Origin of the sequence: Gluconobacter japonicus, assembly GCF_002723975.1 — a bacterium.
Taxonomy (GTDB): Bacteria; Pseudomonadota; Alphaproteobacteria; order Acetobacterales; family Acetobacteraceae; genus Gluconobacter; species Gluconobacter japonicus.
The window spans coordinates 61,285-86,647 of record NZ_BEWO01000012.1 but is presented as its reverse complement, the minus strand read 5'-3'; the positions used below and the strand labels follow the sequence as shown (position 1 = coordinate 86,647).

Below are 25,363 nucleotides of genomic sequence, written 5' to 3'. Positions count from 1 at the left end.
GGTTTCTGTGTCTGTCCTGATCAGAAAAAACTGATTTAGTCAGCGGCATCCGCAGCCGCTGGAACAGAATTAGCCGCTGCACGACCGTTGACGCGTACACGAGGCCCACGGGCAGGCTTTCCACCCGTCGAGATCTTTTCCATCTGCTGCGCTACCTGAGCCTCATAGCCGTATTCGGCTGGGCGCTGATTGGCGAGCGAGATTTCCGGGACCATCGGCTTTTCGGTTTCAGGTCCGAACAGGGCGACCTTGGCGATGTGCCAGGGACGACGGACGGCATCCATGACGGCTGTGGATTCGTAACCGGAGTGAACCATGCAGTCAGCGCATTTCTCATATGCACCAGTGCCATACTTATCCCACTCGGTATCGTCCATCAGCTCCTTGAAGGTCTTGGCATAGCCTTCACCCAACAGATAGCATGGACGCTGCCAGCCAAACACGGTGCGGAGTGGTTTGCCCCATGGCGTGCAGTGGTAGTTCTCGTTGCCAGCCAGGAAGTTCAGGAACAGCGGCGACTGCGTGAAGCGCCACTTCTTGCCCTTACCCAGACGGAAAACGTCACGGAAAAGCTGCTTTGTTTTCTGACGGTTCAGGAAGTGTGCCTGATCTGGAGCACGCTCGTAAGCATAGCCCGGAGCGGTCATGATGCCGTCAACGCCAAGCGCCATAACTTCATCAAAGAACGCAGCCAGACGCTCAGGAACGGCGCCATCGAACACTGTGCAGTTGATGGAGACGCGGAAGCCCCGAGCCTTGGCGGCCCGAATTGCTGCCGTGGCCTTCTCAAACACGCCATCCTGACAGACAGACGCATCATGCATCAGCTTGTCGCCGTCCAGGTGCACATCCCAGGAGAAAAAGTGGGAAGGCTCGTAATCGTCGAGCTTCTTTTCAAGGAGAAGACCGTTTGTGCAGAGATAGACGTACTTCTTGCGCGCAATCAGACCCTTGATGATCTGCGGCATTTCCTTGTGCAGAAGGGGTTCGCCACCTGCAACGGCAATGACTGGTGCACCTGCTTCCGTATCGGCATCCAGGCATTCCTGAAGGCTCATACGCTGGTTCAGGATCTGTGCTGGGTAGTCGATCTTACCGCAACCCGCGCATGCGAGGTTGCAGCGGAACAGCGGTTCGAGCATCAGGACCAGCGGATATCGCTTGCGGCCCGTGAGGTGCTGCTTGACAACGTACCGCCCGACTCGGACAGCCTGCATCAAAGGAACGGCCATTATAATCCTCTGGTTTTGGCTTCCGGAAAAATGCGCCATGACAGCACGCCGGAGGCCTTACACATCTGAATGAGGCCCGGAAGGCCCTGGCAATGTCGGTCTGGGGTAACCGGCACCGGAAGGGCGCGTCGGACTCTTGATTGACTGGCTATAGCCTCATTGTCATGTGGGCCTCAATGTCGTTGGTTGCAATTCTATGTAGTGATGTGGCCATTCGATCACAGAACGATTTATGCATCTGGCGGTTGTTACCGTGCAGCAGGAGCATGACCTCTTGCACAAAACGTCTCAGAGGACGAAAGCATGACCATGAATTCCCGATTTGCTCAGACAGCGACTCTGTCCCTTCTCACGGCCTGCCTTCTGGCAGTTCCCCCTGTGACAGCAGCACACGCTCAGACTGCCGCGGCAGAAGCCCCGAATACGGCTTCCGCCATTGCTCCAATCCAGGGTCTTTATGACGCGCTGAAATCTGCCCAAACTACGGGAAAGACGGCTCAGCAGCGTGCGACAATGATTGCCCCGGCCATTGATCGGGCCTTTGATCTCGAAGCTATCCTGCGTCGTTCGGTGGGTATCCGATACAACAATCTGAGCCCGGATGACCGCACACACCTGCTGGGTTCCTTCCGTCAGTTCACAATCGCGCGATATGCATCGTCTTTCAAACCGGGCAGCAATGCGGTTTTCGTGATCAAGCCGCAAACCCGCTCCAACCCGACAGGCGGCCAGATTGTAGATACAACGATTGGTGCCAGCGCAGACAATGGCACACCCATTGATTACATTATGACAAGCGGTGCCTCCGGCTGGCGTGTCACAGATATCCTGCTTGATGCCCACATCAGTCAGGTTGCAGCCCAGCGCGCCGACTTCGGTGGCACCCTGTCAAAGGGGGGCGCCAAGGGACTCGCAGATATGCTCGATCAGAAAACAACACAGTTCCTGCATGACTGATCCCCACCGGGCAGGACTGCTCTTCCCTATTGATACAAAGGGGAGATAAGAGACCGTCGTGCCTTCTCCTCTCTCCATTGCCGCCGGCTTTTGTGGTCTTGTTTCAATTGCTGGCAACATACAGGCCCTGACAGGCGCGATACTTCTTGCACGTTTTCGTAACCGGGAACGTCAGGAAGACGAGGCCGTTCGTCTGTCTGACAGGCAGTGGCCATCCGTTACGGTTCTCAAGCCCTTACACGGCAATGAACCCTTACTGAAAGACGCGCTGGAAAGCGTCTTTCAGCAGGATTATCCTGCTTTCCAGATCGTGTTCGGTGTTCATGATCCATCGGATGCAGCTCTTGCCGTCGTTGAAAACCTGCGTCAGGCGTACCCTCAGATCCCTGTCAGCATCGCCATCAACGCTGCAGAACATGGGCCAAACCGAAAAATCAGCAATCTCATCAATATGTACGGTGAGGCACAGCATGATGTTCTGGTCATTTCAGACTCTGACATTCATTGTGCTCCATCCTATCTGAAGCATGTTGTCGAGAGTCTCGAGAAGCCAGAAACAGGTCTGGTGACCACCCTTTATGCCGGGCGCACGGCAGGAGGAACGCTGGTTCAGCAACTCGGCGCCTGCCAGATCAATCATAATTTCCTGCCAGGTGTGATGATGTCCCGCCTGCTGGGTCGTCAGGACTGTCTCGGCGCTACCATGGCTCTGACACGCCAGACCCTGACCGAAATTGGTAGTTTTGAAGCTCTGGTTGATCACGTGGCGGACGATGCCGAGCTTGGCCAACTTGTCCGTCAGCGTGGCAAGACCATCGCCATTGCTCCATCCCTTACCCATACAACCGTTGGCGAACACACTCTAAGCGAACTGCTCTCTCACGAACTACGCTGGGGTAGAACCGTCAAGAATGTAGAACCTGTCGGCTATGGCCTGTCCTCAATTCAGCTTCCGCTGTTCTGGGCGGTCACTGCCATTCTCTTTCGTCCCAACACATGGTGGACCTGGCTGCTACTTGGGCTGACATGGGCCATCCGTGCCCTTGGAAGCCGGATTATTGACCGTGCGACGGAATGTTCTTTGCCCGCCGCAATCCCTCTTCTGGTGATCCGTGACTGGCTGTCCGCAGCCATCATGGTGGGCAGTGCGAGAGGGTCACGCGTTGCATGGCGCGGCAGAACGGTCCATATCGCCCGAAGAAAACGTAAATCTTCGGCGCGCGCCGCAGCGTTCCAGTCTGGCGCCACCACCCACAGGAGTGTCCGATCATGATGAGAACCCTTTTTCTCCAGCCTCCTTCCTTCGACGGCTTCGATGGTGGTGCTGGCTCCCGTTATCAGGCCAAGCGTGAAATCAAGTCTTTCTGGTTTCCAACATGGCTGGCTCAGCCTGCTGCTCTGGTTCCCGGCTCCCGCCTGATTGATGCCCCTCCGGCGAAGATGGGCATGGACCCGATCCTTGAGGACGTGAAGAATCGTGACCTCGTGGTCATGCACACGTCCACGCCGTCTTTCGCATCCGATGTCCGCGTGGCGCAGATGATCAAGGATGCCAATCCGAAGATCATGATCGGCATGGTCGGCGCCAAGGTCGCCGTTCAGCCCGAAGAGAGCATGAAGCAGGGTGGCCCGATCGACTTCGTGGCCCGCAACGAGTTTGATTTCACGATCAAGGAAATCGCTGAAGGCAAGCCGCTTGCAGAAGTGGACGGCATCACCTGGCGCAATGCCGAGGGGGAGATCATCGCCAACAAGGACCGCGCGATGATCGAGGACATGGACAGCCTTCCGTTCGTGACGGAAGTCTACAAGCGTGACCTGAACATCAACGACTACTTCATCGGCTACCTGAAGCACCCGTACATTTCCATCTACACGGGTCGTGGCTGCAAATCCCGCTGCACGTTCTGCCTGTGGCCGCAGACGGTTGGCGGTCATCGCTACCGCACGCGCAGCCCGGAACATGTTGCTGCCGAGATCCGTCTCGCCAAGCAGTACTTCCCGGAAGTGCAGGAATTCATGTTCGATGATGACACGTTCACGGACGACCTGCCCCGCGCAGAAGCCATTGCTCGCGAAATGGGCAAGCTGGGCGTCACCTGGTCCTGCAATGCCAAGGCAAACGTTCCTTACGAGACCCTGAAGGTCATGAAGGAAAACGGCCTTCGCCTGCTTCTCGTAGGCTATGAGAGTGGCAACCAGCAGATCCTTCACAACATCAAGAAGGGCATGCGCGTCGAAGTCGCCAAGGAATTCACGAAAAACTGCCACAAGCTGGGCATCAAGATCCACGGCACGTTCATCGTTGGTCTGCCAGGCGAGACGAAGGAAACCATTCAGGAAACCATCGCCTTCGCCAAGGAAATCAACCCGCACACGCTGCAGGTTTCCCTGGCTGCTCCTTATCCGGGCACGGCCCTGCATAAGGAAGCGACTGAAAATGGTTGGCTGAACGTTGATGCCGCGGAGCTGATCGACGAGAACGGCGTGCAGATCGCTCCTCTGCATTACCCGCACCTGTCGCACACAGAAATCTTTGAAAGCGTCGAGGAGTTCTACCGGAAGTTCTATTTCCGCGGCTCCAAGATCGCGTCCATCCTGAACGAGATGATCCGCAGCCCGCAGATGATGAAGCGCCGTCTGCGCGAGGGTGTGGAATTCTTCCAGTTCCTCAAGGACCGTCACGCAGCCTGAGACCGTTCCTGACGGCCTCATTTTCTCGAAAGGGGCATGGCTTGACGGCCATGCCCCTTTTTTCATGACTTTTGCCCCCTGTTCCGGAACGTCATCATGACCCGTCGCGCCATTGTTTCCGCCGATGATTTCGGCATGAGCCTGGAAGTCAACGAAGCCATCGAGGCTGCGCATCGCAAAGGTGTTCTTTCGACGGCAAGCCTGATGGTGGCCGGAGATGCCGCGGCTGACGCGATCCGTAGGGCCAAGTCCATGCCCGATCTGCGGGTAGGACTGCATGTTGTCGCAATCGAAGGGAAATCCGTGCTCGACCTGCCGGCCATCACGGATGAACAGGGCTGGTTTGGCCGCGATCAGCTTCGTCTAGGGGTCGAATATTTCTTCAGTCCCCATGCCCGAAGCGCCATCCGACGTGAAATCGAAGCGCAGTACCGCGTCTTTGCCCGGACAGGCCTTCCTCTGGATCATGCGAACGCCCACAAGCATATGCATCTACACCCCACTGTAGGACGCTTCCTGATCGAGTCAGGCCTCAGTCACGGCCTCAAAGCCGTTCGCTCCCCTTTTGAGCCGCCTGAGCCAGTAGATGCCAAAGACAGCTTCAGTGATCGTGCTCTGCGTCGGTGGATCGACGTGCTTCGTCATCAGATCCGCAAGGCGGGTCTCAAGACAAATGACTGGTGCTTCGGGCTACGCTGGTCTGGCCATATGACGCCGGACCGCATCCGCTCACTGATCCCGAAATTGCCGGACGGTGTCAGTGAAATCTATTTTCACCCGGCCACGGCCCAGAACGCCATGATGCACCGCTTCATGCCCACCTACGATCAGGAAGGAGAACTGGCAGCCCTTCTTGATTCCGGGGTTCGGGATGCTTTCACACGGGAGAGCGTCCGCCAGATCGGCTGGTCGGACCTTTAAGACATCGGACTGAGACCTTTTTTGCTGTTTACCCACCACGTTGCGATATCATTATGATACTGGAGAGATAAACCTCTGAATGGGCGGGAGATTTTGACGCGTGGCATCAAACATGAACGGACGACAGCTTTTCGGGCGACTGCTTGTTCTCGCAGGCCTGATGGTTTCCCCAGCCTGGGCTGACCCAACCTCGGTTCTCAGCGTCAAAGATGGCGATACCGTTCACAAGTTCAGCGTCGAAGAACTTTTGCACCGACCAGAGACCCAGAGGCTCGATCTTTCCCACATCAAACAGCCTCTTGGGCCGGACGTCCCGGCCATTCCGCTATCAGCCCTGATCCATCAGGATGACGCACTGGCTTTTCAAGCCACAGATCTCTTTACGGCGGAGATTCCCCGCAGCGTCTTTGAGCAGGCCCGCAAGCATCATATTACGGCGTGGATCGCAATCGAGGACAAGGAATGGCCAAAGCGCCACCCACACGGACACGATCTAGGACCTTTTGCGCTGGTCTGGACGGGAGAAGACGTCGGCATCATCAAGCAGGAACAATGGGTTGACCAGCTTGCGGCCATTTCCCCATCATCCAGCAATGAACTGCCTGTCGGAACTAGTTCTGCCGCGGCACAGGGACAGGTTGTCTTCGCGGAAAACTGCCTTCCCTGCCATCAGTTGATGGGCGTCGGCGAAGGCACGATGGGGCCGGACCTTGGCCGCCCGATCCCTGTTACGGAATATATTACGCCCAAGGGACTGCGAGCCATTGTCCGCAACCCGAAACAGGTTCGGAAATGGCCGAGCGAACATATGGAAGCCTTCCCGGAGAGCGCAATTTCGGAAACCGAGCTCGACGCTCTCTGGACCTATCTTCAGGAAGTTGGCCAGTCTGGTTTAGCCCAGAAACATCTCTGAGACCTCTGCGAGAGGGTGATCCGGGAAGCACGCCCCCGGATCATGTATTGCATCAGGCGCGAAGAGAAAAATCTTCCTGAGGGCGCGCGCCAAAGCGCGTGATGATCGCGCCGGCCGCCTGATTGCCGAGCTTCGCACACGTTACAAGATCATGCTTCTTGCTGAGACCTGCGAGGAAACCCGCAGCAAACGCGTCACCAGCACCCGTCGTATCCACAACCTTGACCGGCGTCGTCGGAACATCGTGACGCTCGCCCTTGCTGATGACGACAGCGCCCTTTTCACTCCGCGTGACGACAGCGAGCTGGGTTTCTGCGGTAACCTGGCGGAGAGCGTCTTCAAAATCCGTCGTTTCGTACAACGCCAGAAGCTCGGCTTCGTTGGCAAAGAGAATATCGACGTGACCGGCGACAAGACCACGGAAAGCCGCATGATGACGACCGACACAGAACGTGTCTGACAGAGTCAGTGCAACCTGACGACCAGCCTTTCGCGCCAGCGTAGCGGCATGCTCGAAAGCAGCCTGCGCGTGCGGCTTGTCGTACAGATAACCTTCCATGTAGGTGATGGCGGCATCCGCAACCGTGTCTTCATGCACGTCTGCCGGTGTAAATTCCGTGCAGGCTCCGAGATAGGTGAACATTGTGCGCTGCCCGTCGGGCGTTACGAGAACAATGCACCGCGCTGTCGGAATCTCTTCAGACGCAGCCAGCGGCTGGGACGGAAAAGTCAGGCCCTGATCGCGGATATCCTGCGCAAAATGCGTTCCGGCCTGGTCTTCAGCAACCTTGCCAAGATAGGATACTTTTGCGCCCATGCGTGCCGCAACCACAGCCGTGTTGGCGCCGGAACCACCACCAGCCACACGCTCGACAGCAATCTGGTTTTCAATGGCCTGTGCCGTTGCCGCATCAATCAGGGTCATGCTGCCGGGAGTGGCACCGAGATCGGCAATAACTGCCGGATCAACGGAAGCAAGAACATCGACAATGGCGTTACCGATGCAAAGAAGGTCGTGCGTGGGGGCGGACATCAAGGCTCCAGAGTTCACAAAAAGGCAGAAAATCGTTCAGGACGCCATCTGCGCCATGAAATCAACACGATCATAGGGGCCCTCTTAGGGCACGCCAACACCCCGGATGACCCCCTCTGCTGTTGAGTGCATGTCAGATTATGACATTTAGCTGAAAGCGCGGGTTGTCCGTCCGGGGCGTGACCGTGTAAGCCTTGTCAGAGGCCGCTCCTGATCGCGTCTGCATTCGCAGGGCTGCCAGAGGGCGACCGAGACAGAGTCATTGTTTTTTCCAGATCCGTAGCGGGGTTTCCTTGTTCAGAAGACGCAAACCGGAAGAAGACGCAAAGCCTGCCGAGACCAGTCAGCTCGCCGGACAGCCCATCTTTCCCAGCCGGCCGGATGCTTCCAGCCAGACCACTCCTGCGTCCGGATCCGGAACCGCCAGCCCCCAGCCCACTCAGCAGAAGGACCCCGCCTCCATGGGTCGTACCCCTTTCCCGGCACCGCCATCCCCGAACAATCTGCCGGGCGCAACGCCGGCCGCAGCACCTCGTCCGGGTGCAGCAGGTGTACCGGGCGCTCCGCGCCAGACGGGCCCAGAGCGGCGCACGCTGGTCGTTGGCCGCGGCATCAGCGTTCAGGGTTCGGTTCAGGATGCCGAGCGTCTGGTCGTTGAAGGGACTGTCGAGTCCAGCATGATCCAGGCGGCTGAAGTCGTTGTTGCACAGGGCGGCGTTTTCCGCGGCGCAATTGAAGTTGAAGATGCGGAAGTGGCTGGCACGATTGACGGCACCCTGACCGTCAATGGCAGCCTCACAATCCGTGGCAGCGGCCGTCTGATTGGTAAGGCAAAGTGCCGTCGCCTGCAGGTTGAAGACGGTGGCCAGATCACAGGCCAGCTCGAAATGATTACGGATGGCGCCGCACCGCGTCTCCCGATCGCGGAGCCTGCAAAGACGACCCCGGAAGTGGCAGAAGAAAAGGCTGAAGGCTAATCCTTCTCCGCTTTTATCTGACGGTTCTGAAAAGCCCGTTCCTCATTACGAGGGGCGGGCTTTTTTATGTGCATGACACGCGAGCCAATAAAAATCAGATACAGAATTTTCTGAAAAACAATAAAATTGTTTTTAATAAATATATCTTCATTAAAAAATACACAGAATTCTAAACAGCAAACAACATATTAAAACTGCATTTAATTAAATCTCTGTATTAAATGGGAGTTTAAATCCAGTTCTACAACATAATGTGTATATCGGCGCATCTACCTAAACCGCATCAGGACGCGCCAACCAATGAATGCCATTGTTGTCACCGCGCTAAGACGACCCTTAACGTTCGTCGTCCTGTCGATTCTGATTGTGATGCTTGGCATCCTCTCGATCCTCAGGACGCCAACGGACGTATTCCCCAACATCAAGATTCCGGTCGTTGCAGCGGTCTGGACCTATCCAGGTCTTCTGCCGCAGGAATTTGCTGGTCGTATTACTTACAACTTCGAACTGGCCGTCACGACGACAGTCCAGAACATCGAGCATATGGAGTCCAACTCCTATTATGGTCGTTCGATTGTAGACATCTACTTCCAGCCCGGCACGCCCATCGGGGACGCCGAGGCAGAAGTGACAGCAATTTCCCAAACGGTGCTTCTTGGCCTTCCGCCGATGGTACCAGCGCCAATGATCATGGCTCTGAACCCATCACAGGTGCCTGTCATTGCGCTTCAGATCACGTCTGACAAGCAGACACCATCGGATCTGTTCAAACTCGGCGTGATTACGGTTCGCCCGCTGCTCGCAACAGTTCCGGGAGCCGTCGTGGCGCACCCGAATGGTGGCATGGACAGTTTTGTCATGGTTTCCATGAACCAGGCGGAACTCCGGGCTCATCATCTGGCTGCTGCGGACGTGCAGGCTGCCCTGCGCAAGCAGAACATCGTTCTACCCGCCGGTGACCAGAAGATCGACGCGACCGACTGGATGGTGCAGACCAACGCCGCCCCGCAGAGCATGGAAGACATCGCCAATATCCCGGTCAAACGGGTTGGCAATGCAGTCATCTATGTGCGGGACGTAGCGGACGTCTATCGCGGTGGCCATCCTCAGACGAACCTGGTGCTGGTGAAGGGCCGTCAGGCCGTGGAAGTCATTACCCAGAAAGGTGGCACAGCCTCCACTCTGGACGTTGTAGCCGCGACCAAGGCGCTCCTCCCGCGTCTGCGCAGAATTCTGCCGCCTGATGTGCATGTCTCGATCCTCGAAGACGCCTCCGTGATGGTGAAAGACCAGATCAAGGACGTCGTGCAGGAAATGATCACCGCCGCGTTCCTGACCGGTATTGTGGTCCTGCTGTTCCTTGGCTCCTGGCGCTCCACCGTCATCATCGCCACGTCCATTCCGCTGGCCATTCTGTGCGCGCTCATCGGGCTGGGATGGGCAGGTCAGTCCATCAACGTGATGACACTGGGTGGTCTCGCGCTGGCTGTCGGTATTCTCGTGGATGACGCCACCGTCATGATCGAGAACATCGATACCCACCTTGAAATGGGGAAGGATCTGGAACTCGCCATCATTGACGCGGCCAACCAGATCGTCATCCCGACCTTCGTGTCCACAACCTGCATCTGCATTGTCTGGCTGCCGCTCTTCGAGCTGGACGGCGTGTCGGGCTACCTGTTCATGCCGATGGCAGAAGCCATCATCTTCGCGATGATCGCGTCCTTCATCCTGTCCCGTACGCTTGTGCCCACCATGGCCAAGTATCTTCTGGCCGGACAGGTTCATCATGGCGCACATGGCGAAACCGATCACGGCCACCCGGAACCGAAAGGCTTCTTCGGACGCTTCCAGGCAGGTTTCGAAGCCCGCTTCAACCGCTTCCGTGATGGCTATGGCACGCTTCTGGAACGCTGCATCGGCCGCCGTGGCGCGTTCGTTGGCATCTTCCTGCTGATTTCCATTGCCTCAACCGGACTCTATGCCTTCGCAGGCCGCGACTTCTTCCCGGAAGTCAAATCCGGGACCCTTCAGATGCACATGCGTGCACCTCTGGGCACGCGTATCGAAGTGGCGGGCCGGATTGCAGCTCTTGTGGATGACCGCATCCATCAGGATCTACCGGGCAAAGTGGAAAGCATCATCTCGGATTGTGGCCTGCCAGAAGGCCCCCACAACCAGGCCTTCATGCCGACACCAAGCGTGGGAACGCAGGACTGCGACCTGACGATTGCTCTGAAGAACGAAGCCTCGCCTGTCTGGGATTATCGCAAGCTGCTCCGCAAGGATCTGTCACAGCGCTTCCCCGGCACCGTCTTCACCTTCCAGCCTGCTGATCTGACCCAGAAAATTCTGAACTTCGGATCTTCCGCTCCGATCGACATTCAGATTTCCGGTCCGGACGCCATGCAGAACTACGACTATGCGCGTCACGTCATCGGCAAGATCCGTCAGGTTCCGGGTGCTGCGGATGTAACTATCCAGCAGACCATGTCCACGCCAACCCTGATGGTGAACGGCAACCGTACCTTCGGTCAGGCGACCGGCGTGACGGAACAGGACATCGCCCAGAACGAACTTTACACCCTGTCAGGCTCCGCCGTTGTTGATCCACAGTTCTGGCTCGACCCGGAAGACAACGTTACATTCCCGCTGAACCTCTACACCTCACAGGACCAGATGACGCATCTCAGCGATCTTCTGACCATTCCTGTCGATAAGGGCGAAGGTAATCCCGAGAACATCGACCCACAGCTTCTCGGTGCTGTCGCAGACGTGGTGGCCGCTGGGACACCGGGCGAAGTCTCTCACTACAACTCGATGTCCGAGATGGACATTTATGTGAACGTCGAAGGCACGGACATGGGCTCCGTTCTGGACGGCGTGAAGAAAGTTCTGGCAGACGACGCACACAACGTCCCGCGCTCGGCTGAAATCGACGTCCATGGACAGGCTACCACCATGCATGGTGCCTATTCCCAGCTTGTCTTCGGCCTCTGCATCTCTGTGGTGCTGATCTATCTGTTGATCGTCGTGAACTTTCAGTCCTGGCTTGACCCGTTCATCATCATCACGGCTCTGCCGGGTGCTCTGGGCGGCATTGCCTGGGCTCTGTTCCTGACGGGCACACGCCTGTCGGTTCCGGCCCTCACCGGCGCCATCATGTGCATGGGAACGGCCACCGCCAACTCCATCCTCGTGGTTTCGTTCGCCCGTGAACGCCTTGAAATCCATGGTGATGCCCTCAAGGCCGCGCTGGAAGCCGGCTTTGGCCGTATCCGTCCGGTGCTCATGACGGCCCTCGCCATGATTGTCGGCATGATCCCGATGGCAATTTCAAACTCCACGAACGCACCGCTTGGCAAGGCCGTCATCGGCGGCCTGCTGGTCGCGACGATCTCGACCCTCCTCTTTGTCCCCTGCGTTTACGCCATCCTCCACAACCGTTCCTCGCGTCAGAAGGAAACTGTCTAATGGCCAGCTCTCCGAAAATCTTCGCCATTGCGGGAAGCTGCGTTCTCGCGCTTTACGTGGGCTTCATCGTTGTTGAAAAAACCCATGCAGCAACGGAACTGAAGGCTGACACAGAAGCCGGCGCGATCCCGAACGTTGCCGTCATCACTCCCAAGCAGTCCCCGGAAAAGGTCGCCCTGACGCTGCCCGGCACGATTGACGCCTGGTATCAGGCGCCGATCTATCCGCAGGTCTCCGGCTACGTGAAGATGTGGTACAAGGACTACGGCGCGCATGTAAAAGCCGGTGATGCTCTGGCTGAGATCAATGCCCCCGCCCTTGATGCACAGTATGCGCAGGCCAAGGCGGATCTGGATTCCGTGATGGCGAAGTACCACCTCGCTACCGTCACGGCAGAGCGCTGGCGCGCCATGGGGCGGTCCCAGTCCGTCTCGGGGCAGTCCGTCTCGGTTTCCAACGCGAACGAACAGTCCGCCCATGCAGAAGTCGATGCCGCACAGCGCAACGTCGATCACTTCGAAGCTCTTGAGAAGTTCAAGACCATCGTGGCTCCGTTCGATGGCGTTGTGACCGCGCGTAACATCAACGTCGGCGATTACGTGAACAATGGTGGCGGCGGACTGAACTCAACCGGCGGTGCATCCGAACTCTTCACGGTGGCGGATGTGCAGAAGCTGCGTCTGTTCGTCTCCGTGCCGGAAACCTTCTCCTATGTTCTGCAACCTGATCTGACGGCAATCATCAGCGTCCCGCAGTATCGTGGCCGCACCTTCGAAGCCAAATATCTGACGACGTCACGCGGCTTTGACCCCAACACCCGTACAGCCGTTGCCGAGTTCACGCTTGAGAACAAGGACGAAGTCCTGTGGCCCGGCACCTTCGCCTCTGCTGCCCTGAAGTCTCACAACGAAGACGCCCATCTGTACGAAATCCCGACAAGCGCGCTCGTTTTCCAGGAAAAGGGCATGCAGGTCGCTGTCGTGGATGAGAGCAACCGCGTGCATTACCGGAACGTGACGGTCGGTCGCATGGCAGACACGTCCACCGAAATCCAGACCGGCATTTCCCCGACGGACCGCATCATTTCCAACCCGCCAGCCGACGTGCTGGAAGGTGACAAGGTCAATGTCGTGGACGGTCAGCGCGGCTACAACCAGTCCGGCTTTGGAAAGGACTGATAATGACTCCTATCCTTCGCCGCCTCTCACTCGCCTGCGGTTCAGCCCTGTCTTTATTGGGGCTGTCCGCCTGTGATCTGGCACCAGCTTACAAAGCTCCAAACTTTGTCGTTCCGGCAAGTTGGCACGGGCAGGCACCATTTGCGCTTGCCACCCCGGCAGATACTGTCCTGCCGGAAAACTGGTGGACAATGCTTCAGGACCCACTCCTGAACGAGCTTGAAGACCGTGCCACTGCGGATAATGGTGACATTCAGGCTGCCGCCGAACGCTTCATTCAGGCTCGTGCTCTCGTAGCCGCAGCGCGCTCGGAACTTCTTCCTCATGCCAGTCTGGAAGCAGGTGCGTCTGACAACAAACAGTCTGCCGATCGTCTGTTCCGGAATGGGGCAACCCTGACGCAGACGGAAGAGGAATACGGCGGCCTGTTGTCCTGGGAGCCGGATTTCTGGTCGTCCATCCGCAACCGCGTGCGCTCGCAGAAACAGTTTGCCCAGCAACGCGCAGCAGACTTTGCCATGGCGCGCCTGAGCACACAGGCCGAACTGGCACGCGATTATATTGAACTGCGCGGCTATGACGCACAGGATGCGATCTACGCGCAATCCATTTCCTTCTACAAACGCGCTGTGACCATTACGGAAAATCAGGTTCAGAATCAGGCGGCCCCCCGTCTGGATCTGGCGCGTGCACAGGCGCAGCTTTACACGACACAGGCTGCCCAGCTTGATATTCAGGCTGCCCGTCAGGTCACGGAACATGCCATCGCGGTGCTGACCAATGCGTCACCCTCCACGTTCCATATTCCGCAGGTCCAGACGTTCAGCTTCATCCAGCCGCATATTCCGTCCTCGGTTCCTTCCGAGCTGCTGCAACGTCGCCCGGATATTGCGTCGGCTGAACGGGAAATGGCCCAGGCCAATCGGGAAATCGGGATCGCCCGCGCGGCTTTCTATCCGCATATCGCTCTCAAAGTGGGCGGTGGATTTGCGGCTAATGGCTTCGATCTTGCCAATCTGGCCAACTCGCTTTGGACCTATGGCGCAAGTCTGGACATGCCGCTTTTTGATGGTGGTTTGCGCCGAGCCGAGCTTCAGCGCACCTGGTCCGCGTATCGGGAAACGCGGGACGAATATCGTGTGAAAGTTCTGTCAGCCTTCCGCGAAGTGGAAGATGGCCTATCCCGCACCGAACGTCTTTCAAAAGAAAACGAGGCGCTGGAACGGGCTGTCAAAGCCAATCTGGACACCCAGAACATGACCATGACGCTCTATCAGGGCGGTGTTGGCACCTATCTGGAAGCCATTTTCAGCCAGGAAAACACGCTGGAGAGCCGGATTCATCAGGTTGAAATCGCGACCCGTCTTTACACGGCGGACGTGGACCTGATCCGCAGCCTTGGTGGCGGATGGTCAACACGCAACCTTCCGACGATGGATCAGACGCTCTCTGTGGAGCCTCTGCAATATGACAATTTACACCACCCAAAACCAGTTGGGGACGTTAATGCGTCCCAACACCCGGAGCAGTTTGAAAACCTGAACGCTTCTGCTCCTGATACCCCCGGACTGGGTCACGGCAACACGCTGCCCGCCCTGCCCATGGGCAGCCTCTCAAACTCGATGCACTAAGTACAAAGGCCGGTTTCTCATCAGGAAATCGGCCTTTTAGATAACCTGACAGCCCAATTTTTCAGAAAACCCTTTGCAGAGGCCAGAACAGCCTCCCATACTTTCCTGATCACTCAAGCGTGCAGGATCAGATGGACCATCCGCTTCCCGCCCCTGAACCTTTGCCAGACGATGCCAGTCCTTCACGACGAGGCTGGAGCAGATCTTCGTGGACTGTTTGCGGACTGGCTTGCGTGTGCCTCACGCAAGTACTGGGCGGCTTTTGGTATTTCCATCACCAGAACGATAGTCGCGCAAACCGCCGGGCCTCAATCAATCGGGCTTTGACGCCTGCAATGAAGTACCCCAAAAACCTGCTCCTGCGACAGGTTCAGGACCGTGTTTCACTGACATGTCAGGTCGATCCGACCGGGCATGCACATGGATGCCACATTACGGATGGGCACTACATGGAATTCAACCAGACTGCCCTTGTTTTCGTGGAACATGCCATTTTCAATCCGGCACTCCAGAATGGTCATCCGGTGAAGGACGACCATTATACGCTGCACATCAATTTTCGTGTGAAATGAAACAAAAAAGCCGCCCCTGAAGGCGGCTTTTTCTGTATTAGTCCCGGCGATCCCGGATCTTCACATAAGCAATGGCGGCATGTTCCGCGCAGTAGGGTTTCCCAGGCAGCGGCGTTGCTCCACAAAAATGAAACCCCGGTGTTCCCGGATCACCGATCGGCCAGCAGCACGACGGTCCGCGACGGGCCGGACGATCAATGCTCGCCGTGAAACGTGGCGGCGGAGCCGGACGCACAGGCGGTGCAACGCGCGGCTCAGGGGCCACGGGAGCAGGACGGGCAGCCGCTTCAACCTTGGCTACGGGACGCGGCGGCGGAGAAGCCATGATGCTTTCCATAGCCGGAGACGGCTTGGGAGCGGCAGCAGGCTTGGCAGTTTCAACTTTGACCGGAACCGGTTTGGCTTCAGCCTTCTCTACAAAAAGATCGGCCGGAGCCTCAGCTTTCGGAGCGAGAGCCTTACGGGTCGGCGGCTTGCGACGTGGCGTTTCCGTGGACGGTGTTTCTCCGTCTTTCACCTTGCGGTTACGGATCGGAGATGGGCGCGGTGGCAGCCCAAGGCGATGGGCCTTGCCAACAACAGCATTCTTCGTGATGGAAAGCTGGCGGCCGATTTCAGCGGTCGAAAGTCCCTGACTCCACAGCTCCCGAAGTCTGGCGATCGTCTCGTCCGTCCAGTCCATATACCGGTTCCTCTGTCCCGCATCCGGGCCTGTCTGGCCCACTATCCTGTTACCCTGCCCAACCCCGATCACAGGGTCGGGATAGTGTGGCTGACGTTCCTTACCAGAAAGTCATCCAAACGTCGAAGGGCGCTTATTCTACTTCGACGGGCTCACCTTCTGGGGCAACCCGCTGAAGTTCAACACAGCCTTTTACAACGGCCAGTGCAATCTCACCACGGACCAGCGCCTGCGCATCCAGTCCGAAAACTTCCCGGCGCCATCCCTTGAGCGCCTCGACCTCTGTCTCACCGACTGCAATCCGATCCAGATCGTCAGACGAGGCCACAAGACGCGGAGCAACCTTATGTTGCTCACATTTGGCCGTTTGAAGAACACGCAGTAACGCCACGAGCGCAGCCGACGGACGGATACGATCTGATTTGGACGGAGGCTTCGGCAGATCTGCATCCGGAAGGCTCTCACCAATACGGACAGCTTCCAGAAGTCCCTGCCCCATCTTGCCTTCCGCAAAACCGCGGGTCACGCCCCGAACGCGGGCCAGCCCCTCGATGCTGTTCGGTTTGATGGCCGCAATTTCGAGCAGACTTTCATCCCGGATAACGCGCTGACGGGGAATATCCGCGTTCTGTGCTTCCTGTTCACGCCATGCCACGATTTCACGCAGTATACCGAGCATCCGACGATTGTTCGTGCGGGCCTTGAGCTTTTCCCACAGGCGTCGCGGATCAGGACGGAAGGTCTCTTCGGATGTCAGAACAGCCTGTTCTGCATCGGCCCAGCGCAGACGACCTTCGTCCTCAAGCTGCTTGCGAAGTGCGAGATACACCGTGCGAAGATGCGTCACATCCGCTGCGGCGTAGGCAATCTGCGCTTTCGTCAGCGGGCGGGCTGACCAGTCACTGAAACGATGCGCCTTGTCGATAGCCTGACCCGTGATGGCACCCACCAGACTGTCATAACCGACCTGATCGCCAAATCCGGCCACCATCGCTGCCATCTGTGTATCGAACAGGGACTGCGGAAGCCGGTTAAAAATATGAAGGAAGATTTCAAGGTCCTGCCGTGCGGCATGGAACACCTTGATGCATCCGGGCTCATCGAGAAGTTCGCCCAGCGGAGCCAGATCAATGCCCGGCGCCAGCGTATCAATAACGGCGACGTCTTCTGCGCCAGCAAGCTGCACAAGGCACAGTTCGGGCCAATAGGTTTTTTCCCGAACGAATTCCGTATCAATGGTAACGAACGGCTCCTGCTTCAACTTGTTGCAGAGCCGTGCAACCTCCTCGCTGGAGGTTACGATGACGGGGGACGGAAAATCAGAGGCTTTCGGACGCATGGCCCGATCCTACACAAAGGAATCGCCTCTGACCACGCCCCCACTGCCCTCGAATGAAGGACAGTGAACAGCGAGTGGCCGTCAGATCAGATGGACTTGTCGATCCAGGCCTTGAGCTGGCTCTTTGGCATCGCACCCATCTGCTGAGCGACCGGCTTACCATCCTTGAAGACGATCAGCGTCGGGATGCTGCGAACGCCATACTGCGTCGGGGCTTCCGGGTTGGAGTCGATGTTGACCTTGGCGACCTTCAGGCGGCCCTGATACTCAGCGCCGATTTCTTCGAGCGCCGGAGCAATCATTTTGCACGGACCGCACCATTCTGCCCAGAAGTCGACCAGAACCGGGCCGTCAGACTTCAGGACGTCTGTTTCAAAGCTGCTATCCGTAACGGCAACCGTATTTGCGCTCATGGACGTGTTCCTTGTGATGAAACGTGTTTCTGTAAACCGATATCGGCTTCTCTGATCAGGACTGCAAGAGCCTGCCCATTAAATCAAGACTCCTCCAGTACACGATCCAGAAGCACGTCTGGAAGAACCATAACGGATGGCCCCTCCGTCCAGACCAGTGAACAGTGAATGGCAAAATCAGGGTGGAGTTGCTGAAGAACTGCCCGATAGGCCGCCATCTGCCGCACATAGGCCACCGGTGTCCGTTCAACGCGACTCGGCGGAGTTCGGTTCGTCTTGTAGTCGCAGATCCAGATTTCTCCGTCCCCGATCCAAAGACGATCCACCTGCCCCAGAACCACGCGCCCCTCACTAATGCCCGAAATTGGCTGCTCGCCCCTGCTGCCTGCCTGAAACAAGGGTGCGAGTTCTGGATGGTGCAGGACGCCCATGACCTGATCCGTCAGACGCCCGACCTCGTTCTCTGTCAGCCCAAGTGCAGGTCTGGAAAGCCAGCGGGTTACAAGTGCCAGCCGATCTTCGGAAGGCGTTTCCGGCAAAAGCTGAAGCAGGCGATGGATCATCGTGCCGCGCCGCATGGCCTGTTCCCGAACAGGCTTTGGCCTCCCTGCAAGGAGTTCCAATGGAGAGCGAGCGGCAGGCACTTCGCCAAACTCCGCGCCATCCGGGCGGCTTGGCGCCAGAGGGCGCGTCATGGCGTCTTCCACTGGAGCGACCTCCGCGCGCCAGTCAGGCGCCCGACCGAGCCACGCAGGCAGTTCTAGTGCAGGTATGGCAGCACGCGGTGCGGCGTCTGGTGCAGGAGCCACGCTCCGCTCTTCTTCCAGAACCAGATGGTCTCCGTCCCATCCCAGTCCCAGCGGTTCGGACCGCGCGTTGGCGAGCGTTTCGAACCCGGCCTGACACTGACGGTACCAGCTTGTGTCGTCCGGCTGACGCTTCGTAGAGGCTCCGCAGATCACCAGCCAGTCACTGGCGCGCGTCAGGGCGACGTAGAGCAGACGGTTGTTTTCCGCCCGCGCCTTCTCCGCATCCCGGGCAGACAAAGCGATCGTGACATCCGTTCCGGCATCTTTCTTCGGCACCCAGATCGGAAGGTCCAGCCCAGCGGCTTCTTCCCAGAGGAAGTCCCCACTGGCGGGCGCACGGGACAACGTATCCGGCATCACGACCAGACGGGCCTGCAAGCCCTTCGATCCATGCACAGTCATGACGCGGACAGCCCCGGTCTCGCTTTCCGCTTCACGCTTGCTGGTAATTTCGCTGGCTTCCAGCCAATGCAGAAAACCCTGAAGCGACGGAGGATGCAGCCCTTCGTAGCGCAGTGCAGCCGTCAGCAATTCGTCCACCGGTTCAGCCGCTTCCGGCCCAAGACGACGCAGCAGTCTTGTGCGCCCACCATGCGGACCAAGCGCTTCGGCCAGTAAGCGATACGGTGTGGCATAATCCACGCGTGCATAAAGCGCGGACAGCATGGTCCATGCCGCCTGCCACTCCGCACGCTCCCGATGACGTTCCCGCAGAACAGTCCAGAGCGGCTGGCCTTTCGGGCCAAGGGCGTGGGCGCGACCGTCTTTTGTCGCCAGCGCCATCAGGGAATCATCGCTCAGTCCACCGAGGGGTGAGGTCAGAACTGTTGCCAATGTCAGATCGTCTTGGGGCAAAAGCAGTGCCGCACAGAGCGTCATGAGATCGCGAACGGCCACCTGCTGCGTCAGACCAACACGCACCAGTGTCGCCACGGGCACGTTCCGCGATTTCAGGGCCCGGATCAAAGACCGCAGGAAGGAAGACCGGCGCGGCACGAGAATCAGAACATCGCCTGCTTTCAACGGTGCCTGCCCCGGTTGCGGTGAACGGCCAATCTGTTGATCGATCCACCCGGCAAGGGCCTCCGCCAGACGCTGCGGTGCACTACGCTGGCCAGTATTGGCTTTCGGAGCCTGCCAGGGCGTCAGACCTTCATCGTCGTCCTCGCCTTCCAGCACCGGAACGAGCGGCCAGAGTTCAACGCGCCCACCCTGCCCCGGACGCGCAGATACATGGGGAAGCAGTGTCTCCTGCCCCTGCTCCAACAGGCCATGTGCCGCATTCGGCTGGGAAAAGACCGCATCAACGAAAGACAGAACGGGCGTAACGGAGCGGAACGAGACGTTCAGATCCGGGTCACGCCACGGCAAGCCCGCATTCTGAACGCGGCGCGCAAACTCAGCTCGCCAGCTATGGAACTGTTCAGGGTCAGCACCTTGGAAACCGTAAATGGACTGTTTGTAGTCGCCCACCGCGAACACGGTGCGGGGTCTCGGTCCCTGTTCCCATGCGCCCTCACCGGAGAAAAACTCGGACGTCAGAGCCCCGGCAATTTCCCACTGAAGGCCGGAATTGTCCTGCACCTCATCCAGCAGAAGATGGTCGATCCCGCCATCCAGTTTATAAAGCACCCAGGCCGCACCCGGATCTTCCAGCAGGTTCCGCGTTTCCTGAATGAGATCGTTGTAATCCACCAGTCCACGCGCGGCCTTGCCCTCACGGAAGTTCGACAGCATTGGCGCGGCAAGAGACAGAAGCGCGCGATTCAGGGAAAGAAGCACGGCGCGCTTGATGCTCTCGGTCAGATCCAGCAGGCGCTGGCCTTCCTCTTCCAGCAGCGGCACGATTTCAGGAACGGCATCCTGCGCTTTCTTGCTGATGATGCGGTTCATCTGCCGCACGGTGCCCTTGTCCGTCAGCAGATATTTGCTCCAAACGGGTGCCGAACGGTCTTCAATCTGTGTCCCAAGCCACAGAAGCATCTGCTCCACAGTCGGCTTCGCAGCGGCCGTGACAACGCCGAGCGCCGCCTGAAGTCCGGCCCGCAATTCCGCTTCCTTGCGAGGCTTGCAGACCAACCCTTCCAGATCAGACGCGGCCTCCTGCCCGGCCTTCAGAGCGCCCCGATAGGCGCTCAGCACAGCGTCCGGCAGGATCTGCCAACGGTCCAGCAGGGGACGGACGCGACTTTCTTCCATGTTCAGAGCGCGTATCCGCTGGAAAAACCTGTCGATCCCGATAGTCCCCGCCACTTCGGCCACGATTTTCGGAGCCTTGGCGAGTTCGTCTTCCATGGCCTCCCGCAAAGCGAGCGTCGTATCCGTATCTTCCATCAGGGTGAAATGCGGATCGACCGAGGCTTCAAGCGGGAAACGACGCAGAAGAGACTGACAGAACGCATGGATCGTCTCGATCCGCAGACCGCCCGGTAGATCCAGAACCTTCAGGAACAGCGCCCGGGCCGCACGACGTGTCTCATCCGTATTGGGGACACGTAATTTCTCAAGTTCCCGGCCCAGACGCTCATCCGGGAGCGACACCCATTCGCCAAGACGGGATTGAAGACGATTGGCCATCTCGGCGGCGGCGGCCTTGGTGTAGGTCAGGCACAGGATACGGGACGGGTTTGCCCCTTCGGCCAACACAATCGACCCATCATCTGCTTCTACTTCAAGCGGCAACATTAGACGAAGCAGACGATCAATCAGCAGCTTGGTCTTGCCCGATCCGGCAGACGCGGACACAAAGACGGACGCCATCGGGTCAGACGCAGCAAGCTGGGTGCGATCGGCTTCAGCAATAACATCAGCGCGGTTGCGGGTCTCGCTCATGCGTCGTCTCCTTCCGCATAGGCCGCGCGCCATTCATCCACCCGTGCCAACTGCGCGTAATCCGTATAGCGCGGCACATGTCCAGCCCAGGGCTGGGAGCGATAGGGTTGATCGGGCTGGTCATACTCATCAATGAGGCCGCGTAGTTTTTCCATGGCCTCACCAATCAGGGCCGCCGCATCAAGGCTGGATTTCCGACTTGGAACTTCGCTTTCTTTCCCCGGATCATCCCCGCCAGTCAGATGCCAGTACAGAAGCTGTTTCGTCTCAGCCGCCTGAACACCTTCGAAAGCGCCCTTGGCCAGCAATGCTCCTTCCAGAACAAGCTGAACGGACCATCCACCCTCCACGGCTTTTCCGGTAGGCGGAGAACCGGTCTTGTAATCGAAGATCGTCGCCTTGCCGTCTTCATCAACATCAATACGATCTGCCCTACCGCGCAGTTCGAACGGTGCACGTGCAGCTTCGATCTTGAACGACGCAGACACTTCCATATGCCGCGCGATGGCGTGCTCCTGCTCTCGACGGGTCCGCTCCTGTACGGCAACCCAGTCTGCAATACGCTCCAGCCTTGGGCCCCACCAACTGACCAGCGCAGGTCGCATATTGGCCTTGGCCAGTTCTTCCGCGAATGCGCGCTTCAAGGAGGAGGCCACGTTCTGCGGCCAGCGGTCCGGATACTCTTTGAGAACCCGATCCATGGCTTCATGTACGATCATGCCAAAATCTGCGTGTTCCGCGCCTTCCTCAAGCGGCTTGAGCGCCTTCAGCTTCAGAACATGCTTGGCATAAATGGCATACGGGTCCTGCATCCACGTCTCGATCTCCGTGATGCTCAGACGCCGTGGGCGAAGTGCCACAGGAGGCCTTGGCTCTGGAGGAGCCACGGTTTCCGCGCCATCCAGCGGCTGATCCATCGCCTTTTGCCATTCGAGCGCAGGATGCACAGGCAGTTTCTGCCGGCGACCACCCAGAAACGCCTCCATCCGCACCATCCAGCGGGCGGGCACACCCGGTGCACCATCCCGTCGGGCGGAACTGGAGAACACGACCTCCCCAGCGGCCAGAGCCGTTGAGACGAAATCATGAGCGCTGATGCCGATCTGTCGTTCGGGAGACGGGAGACCAACACGCGTTCGCATCGGGCGGCTCAACCATGGCCCCGGATCAGTCGCAGGCGGCCAGACCGTTTCATTCAGTCCCCCCAGAACCACCACATCGAACGCCAGCAGACGCGCTTCGAGCACACCGAGAATGGTGACACGCGGATGGGCCAACTCCACACCGCCACGATGCGCGCGCAAGCCCGTCAGCATCTGCCCGGCCATGGACGTGTTCAAAAAGGAATCCAGATGCGCCAGCCTCTGTGGTGGCAGAATGCCAGTATGCTGGATCAAAGCGGCCAAGTGACGGGATAGCGCCTCACCATCATCCCCCATCCAGAGACGTCCGCCTGGATGCAGTCCTTCTTCGGGCTCTGCGGTCAGTTCTGTTTCGGTCGCGGCCAAGGCTTCTGCTGTACGGATCAGGGCTTCCAGCAATTCGGGGAGCGGAACCGCGCCGGACAGGCTGAGCAGAGGCTCGAAAGCGGCTTCAATCCGGGCGATAAATGCCGCTGGTCCTTCCGGCTCATCAGGAGCATCCGCGCTGGCACCATTGTCCGGGTCACGCTGGTTCTGGATATACGTCTCAAGCGCCGCCTTAAGGCCTGCGATACCGGGTGCAGGAGCAGGTCCACGCAGCAACAGACGCTCCAGCCGACGGGCCGAGGCGTGGCAGTTACCCGGTGTCCGACCAAGAGACGCCAAAGGGTGTTTCAGAACAGAAAGCAGAGCCACTGGGGAAAGCTGGGCCTCGGCTGCCGTGGCGATCAAGCGCAGGAAGACTGCGGCTGGCGTCTGCGCCAGAGGCTCACCGGCACTGTCATCGGCATAAATCCCGAACCGCAGAAGCTCGGTCCCAACGCGCTGAGCAAGGCTACGATCTGGTGTCACAAGCGCACAGGTCTGCCCGGGTACAGACACCACATTTCTAAGGATCAATGCGATAGACTGCGCTTCCTGCTGCTGATCCTGTGCGGGAAGCAGAGACAGGCCTGAAATATTCCGCGGGTTCAGATCCCGCCCCCAGGCCGTAATCCCCTGTTCCGGCAGCATAACGCCACGCATCAGGCGCTCTCTGGCCCGATCCCTGCCCCCGTCCCAATCCGTCAGATCGTCGCGTGTCAGTCCCAGATCCGTAAGAATTTCCTTGAGACCCGCCTGTGGGTGGGACGCAGGAAGCGCGTCCCACATTGCCTGAGGTAAGTCCAGATCAACACCCGGCAGGATCACCAGCCCGGCTGGCAATGTCGCCACTGCCGCCAGCACATCTGACACCGCTGCGGACCCATCCGCGAACCCGACCGCCCAAACGGGCGTGTGGGGTGGGACATGCTGCCACGCCGCCGCCTGCGCTTTCAGACGCGCGACCTGACGGGCAACGGGGTTCGACAGACCTTCTTCTTCCAGCCATTTCGGCCAGATTGTCGTGATGATTTCCAGAAATTTCAGCGTCTGTTGCCAGTGTTCTGAAAAGCGTTCTTCCACGGCTTCTGGCAAACTTGCCGCCAGATCGACCCCACTACGCTCAGCCTCATCCATCAGATCCGCCAGCGCCTTGGCGAGAGGCCAGGCCCGGTCGATACCCTTGGTCTTGTCGACCCCGACACTAACGATTGGCGTTTGCAAAATCAGCATGGACAACACGGCAAGCCGTCTCTGCGGCTCGACCGCAGGAGGCAACGAGACATCAATCCCGATGGACGCCAGCGCCTCTTCATCCACGTCATTGATCGCAACGATGCGCGGCAGGAGGGATGCCTTGCCATCCAGCACGCGCAAGAACGCTTCCATCAATGCACGTCCAGCTCGACGGCTCGGCACGAGCAACAGCCCCGGACCGTCGGTTCCCGCAGCGGGGTCCTGCTTCAGCCATTCATGAGCGACCCGATCCAGAAAAGGCTCGGTGCCTGCAATCGTCACAACGGTCATAACGCAACCCCGCTCAGGCGCTCATCCGGCCAACCGGTCAACTCTGCAAACCGTTCGTCTTCTGTCGCGCCAGAAGTCAGCGTCAGGTGCAGGGCATTCGCAGGCAGGAGATCTTCAGCGCGCTCTGGCCATTCCACCAGCATGATGCCTTCGCAGGCTTCATCCCAGGCCAGTTCATACAGCGCATCCGGCCCATCCAGCCGCCATAAGTCATAGTGGAAAACCGGCCCGACGGAGGTGTCGTAAGGTTGAACCAGCGCAAAACTCGGGCTTGGAACTTCCATCTGCGGGTCATGGGCCAGCACCCGCAGAAATGCCCGCGCAAAAGTGCTTTTCCCAGCCCCCAGACCACCTGACAGGGCAATGCAATCGCCTGGAGTGCAAAGCGCTGCAAGTTGGGCGGCAAGATGTTCGGTCGAGGTCTGGTCAGGAAGGCGTATCTGCATGCCGCCTACTCTGACGCCCCCTCTACTATCCAGCAAGTATCTCGTTGTTCTGGTTTCGAATAACGGGACTTTGCTCTCCTCAAGCATAAAAATAGACACAAAACGAAATAAAGTGAACGTTTTGTGATTCTTTGAGAAAAATAAACAACGATTGTTGACTCTTTATTACAGACAGATCGAAATAGATTTTAACTTTTCAGTAACGATTCTGAACAAGACCATTCCTCA

General features: G+C 58.3%; 18 protein-coding genes. 10 read left to right on the top strand and 8 right to left on the bottom strand.

The annotated features are described in order from the left end of the window. Window positions 1–35: 35 nt before the first annotated feature. Entirely contained in the window at window positions 36–1,232 is a 1,197-nt protein-coding gene (gene hpnH, locus GJA01_RS09780) for an adenosyl-hopene transferase HpnH (protein ID WP_062502942.1), read from the bottom strand. Window positions 1,233–1,535: 303 nt separating this feature from the next. Here hpnH and GJA01_RS09775 point away from each other — a divergent pair, with 303 nt between their 5' ends. The 5 genes from GJA01_RS09775 to GJA01_RS09755 all read left to right on the top strand — a co-directional run bounded on the left by GJA01_RS09775 (window position 1,536) and on the right by GJA01_RS09755 (window position 6,717). Further along, window positions 1,536–2,189: an ABC transporter substrate-binding protein gene (locus tag GJA01_RS09775; protein ID WP_010503807.1), complete on the top strand. Its 654-nt coding sequence runs from the start codon at window positions 1,536–1,538 to the stop codon at window positions 2,187–2,189. 58 nt (window positions 2,190–2,247) lie between these two features. Then, the gene (gene hpnI, locus GJA01_RS09770; RefSeq protein WP_061930237.1) at window positions 2,248–3,462 is read left to right on the top strand and encodes a bacteriohopanetetrol glucosamine biosynthesis glycosyltransferase HpnI; all 1,215 of its coding nucleotides are present in this window, start codon (window positions 2,248–2,250) and stop codon (window positions 3,460–3,462) included. Beyond that, entirely contained in the window at window positions 3,459–4,883 is a 1,425-nt protein-coding gene (gene hpnJ / locus GJA01_RS09765) for a hopanoid biosynthesis associated radical SAM protein HpnJ (protein ID WP_062502944.1), read from the top strand. Before hpnI ends, hpnJ begins: the two co-directional genes overlap by 4 nt. Before the next feature lie 96 nt (window positions 4,884–4,979). After that, window positions 4,980–5,804 (top strand): hopanoid biosynthesis-associated protein HpnK, encoded by an 825-nt coding sequence (gene hpnK, locus GJA01_RS09760; RefSeq protein WP_062502946.1) that lies wholly within the window; start codon window positions 4,980–4,982, stop codon window positions 5,802–5,804. A 100-nt stretch (window positions 5,805–5,904) separates the two neighbouring features. Further along, window positions 5,905–6,717, top strand: coding sequence for a c-type cytochrome (locus GJA01_RS09755; protein WP_062502948.1), 813 nt, complete (start codon window positions 5,905–5,907; stop codon window positions 6,715–6,717). Between the two features lie 52 nt (window positions 6,718–6,769). Here the strand turns inward: GJA01_RS09755 and GJA01_RS09750 are convergent, their stop codons facing one another. Continuing rightward, window positions 6,770–7,750 (bottom strand): adenosine kinase, encoded by a 981-nt coding sequence (locus tag GJA01_RS09750; protein ID WP_062023164.1) that lies wholly within the window; start codon window positions 7,748–7,750, stop codon window positions 6,770–6,772. A 293-nt stretch (window positions 7,751–8,043) separates the two neighbouring features. On the opposite strand from GJA01_RS09750, the gene GJA01_RS09740 reads away from it, so the two are divergent. The 5 genes from GJA01_RS09740 to GJA01_RS09720 all read left to right on the top strand — a co-directional run bounded on the left by GJA01_RS09740 (window position 8,044) and on the right by GJA01_RS09720 (window position 15,582). Then, window positions 8,044–8,727, top strand: a complete 684-nt coding sequence (locus GJA01_RS09740) for a bactofilin family protein (protein WP_023944674.1) — start codon at window positions 8,044–8,046, stop codon at window positions 8,725–8,727. A gap of 300 nt (window positions 8,728–9,027) precedes the next feature. Beyond that, window positions 9,028–12,201 carry an efflux RND transporter permease subunit gene (locus GJA01_RS09735; protein ID WP_023944673.1) on the top strand — a complete coding sequence of 1,058 codons (3,174 nt, stop codon included), beginning with the start codon at window positions 9,028–9,030 and terminating at the stop codon, window positions 12,199–12,201. Continuing rightward, window positions 12,201–13,379: an efflux RND transporter periplasmic adaptor subunit gene (locus GJA01_RS09730; RefSeq protein WP_062502950.1), complete on the top strand. Its 1,179-nt coding sequence runs from the start codon at window positions 12,201–12,203 to the stop codon at window positions 13,377–13,379. Before GJA01_RS09735 ends, GJA01_RS09730 begins: the two co-directional genes overlap by 1 nt. Before the next feature lie 2 nt (window positions 13,380–13,381). Next, window positions 13,382–15,010: an efflux transporter outer membrane subunit gene (locus GJA01_RS09725; RefSeq protein WP_010503821.1), complete on the top strand. Its 1,629-nt coding sequence runs from the start codon at window positions 13,382–13,384 to the stop codon at window positions 15,008–15,010. A 233-nt stretch (window positions 15,011–15,243) separates the two neighbouring features. Then, on the top strand, window positions 15,244–15,582 hold the full coding sequence (locus GJA01_RS09720) for an energy transducer TonB (protein WP_169925635.1): 339 nt from the start codon (window positions 15,244–15,246) through the stop codon (window positions 15,580–15,582). Between the two features lie 37 nt (window positions 15,583–15,619). Here GJA01_RS09720 and GJA01_RS09715 read toward each other — a convergent pair whose 3' ends face one another. From GJA01_RS09715 to tsaE, 6 genes are all read right to left on the bottom strand, one after another. Then, a complete protein-coding gene (locus GJA01_RS09715) occupies window positions 15,620–16,264 on the bottom strand; it encodes a GcrA family cell cycle regulator (RefSeq protein WP_172794452.1) in 645 nt (214 codons plus the stop codon). A 133-nt stretch (window positions 16,265–16,397) separates the two neighbouring features. Beyond that, the gene (gene rnd / locus GJA01_RS09710; RefSeq protein ID WP_062502956.1) at window positions 16,398–17,603 is read right to left on the bottom strand and encodes a ribonuclease D; all 1,206 of its coding nucleotides are present in this window, start codon (window positions 17,601–17,603) and stop codon (window positions 16,398–16,400) included. An 86-nt stretch (window positions 17,604–17,689) separates the two neighbouring features. Beyond that, entirely contained in the window at window positions 17,690–18,016 is a 327-nt protein-coding gene (trxA, locus tag GJA01_RS09705; RefSeq protein WP_010503828.1) for a thioredoxin TrxA, read from the bottom strand. Between the two features lie 83 nt (window positions 18,017–18,099). Further along, on the bottom strand, window positions 18,100–21,657 hold the full coding sequence (addA, locus tag GJA01_RS09700) for a double-strand break repair helicase AddA (RefSeq protein WP_062502958.1): 3,558 nt from the start codon (window positions 21,655–21,657) through the stop codon (window positions 18,100–18,102). After that, window positions 21,654–24,689 carry a double-strand break repair protein AddB gene (gene addB / locus GJA01_RS09695; RefSeq protein ID WP_062502960.1) on the bottom strand — a complete coding sequence of 1,012 codons (3,036 nt, stop codon included), beginning with the start codon at window positions 24,687–24,689 and terminating at the stop codon, window positions 21,654–21,656. Before addB ends, addA begins: the two co-directional genes overlap by 4 nt. Continuing rightward, window positions 24,686–25,135 (bottom strand): tRNA (adenosine(37)-N6)-threonylcarbamoyltransferase complex ATPase subunit type 1 TsaE, encoded by a 450-nt coding sequence (gene tsaE / locus GJA01_RS09690; protein WP_062502962.1) that lies wholly within the window; start codon window positions 25,133–25,135, stop codon window positions 24,686–24,688. Before tsaE ends, addB begins: the two co-directional genes overlap by 4 nt. Between the last annotated feature and the right edge of the window lie 228 nt (window positions 25,136–25,363).

Coding starts and splice junctions, on each gene's coding strand:
- hpnH (WP_062502942.1), bottom strand. CDS start 1,232: ATGGCCGTTCCTTTGATGCAGGCTGTCCGAGTCGGGCGGTACGTTGTC.
- GJA01_RS09775 (WP_010503807.1), top strand. CDS start 1,536: ATGACCATGAATTCCCGATTTGCTCAGACAGCGACTCTGTCCCTTCTC.
- hpnJ (WP_062502944.1), top strand. CDS start 3,459: ATGATGAGAACCCTTTTTCTCCAGCCTCCTTCCTTCGACGGCTTCGAT.
- hpnK (WP_062502946.1), top strand. CDS start 4,980: ATGACCCGTCGCGCCATTGTTTCCGCCGATGATTTCGGCATGAGCCTG.
- GJA01_RS09750 (WP_062023164.1), bottom strand. CDS start 7,750: ATGTCCGCCCCCACGCACGACCTTCTTTGCATCGGTAACGCCATTGTC.
- GJA01_RS09735 (WP_023944673.1), top strand. CDS start 9,028: ATGAATGCCATTGTTGTCACCGCGCTAAGACGACCCTTAACGTTCGTC.
- GJA01_RS09730 (WP_062502950.1), top strand. CDS start 12,201: ATGGCCAGCTCTCCGAAAATCTTCGCCATTGCGGGAAGCTGCGTTCTC.
- GJA01_RS09725 (WP_010503821.1), top strand. CDS start 13,382: ATGACTCCTATCCTTCGCCGCCTCTCACTCGCCTGCGGTTCAGCCCTG.
- GJA01_RS09715 (WP_172794452.1), bottom strand. CDS start 16,264: ATGGACTGGACGGACGAGACGATCGCCAGACTTCGGGAGCTGTGGAGT.
- rnd (WP_062502956.1), bottom strand. CDS start 17,603: ATGCGTCCGAAAGCCTCTGATTTTCCGTCCCCCGTCATCGTAACCTCC.
- trxA (WP_010503828.1), bottom strand. CDS start 18,016: ATGAGCGCAAATACGGTTGCCGTTACGGATAGCAGCTTTGAAACAGAC.
- addA (WP_062502958.1), bottom strand. CDS start 21,657: ATGAGCGAGACCCGCAACCGCGCTGATGTTATTGCTGAAGCCGATCGC.
- addB (WP_062502960.1), bottom strand. CDS start 24,689: ATGACCGTTGTGACGATTGCAGGCACCGAGCCTTTTCTGGATCGGGTC.
- tsaE (WP_062502962.1), bottom strand. CDS start 25,135: ATGCAGATACGCCTTCCTGACCAGACCTCGACCGAACATCTTGCCGCC.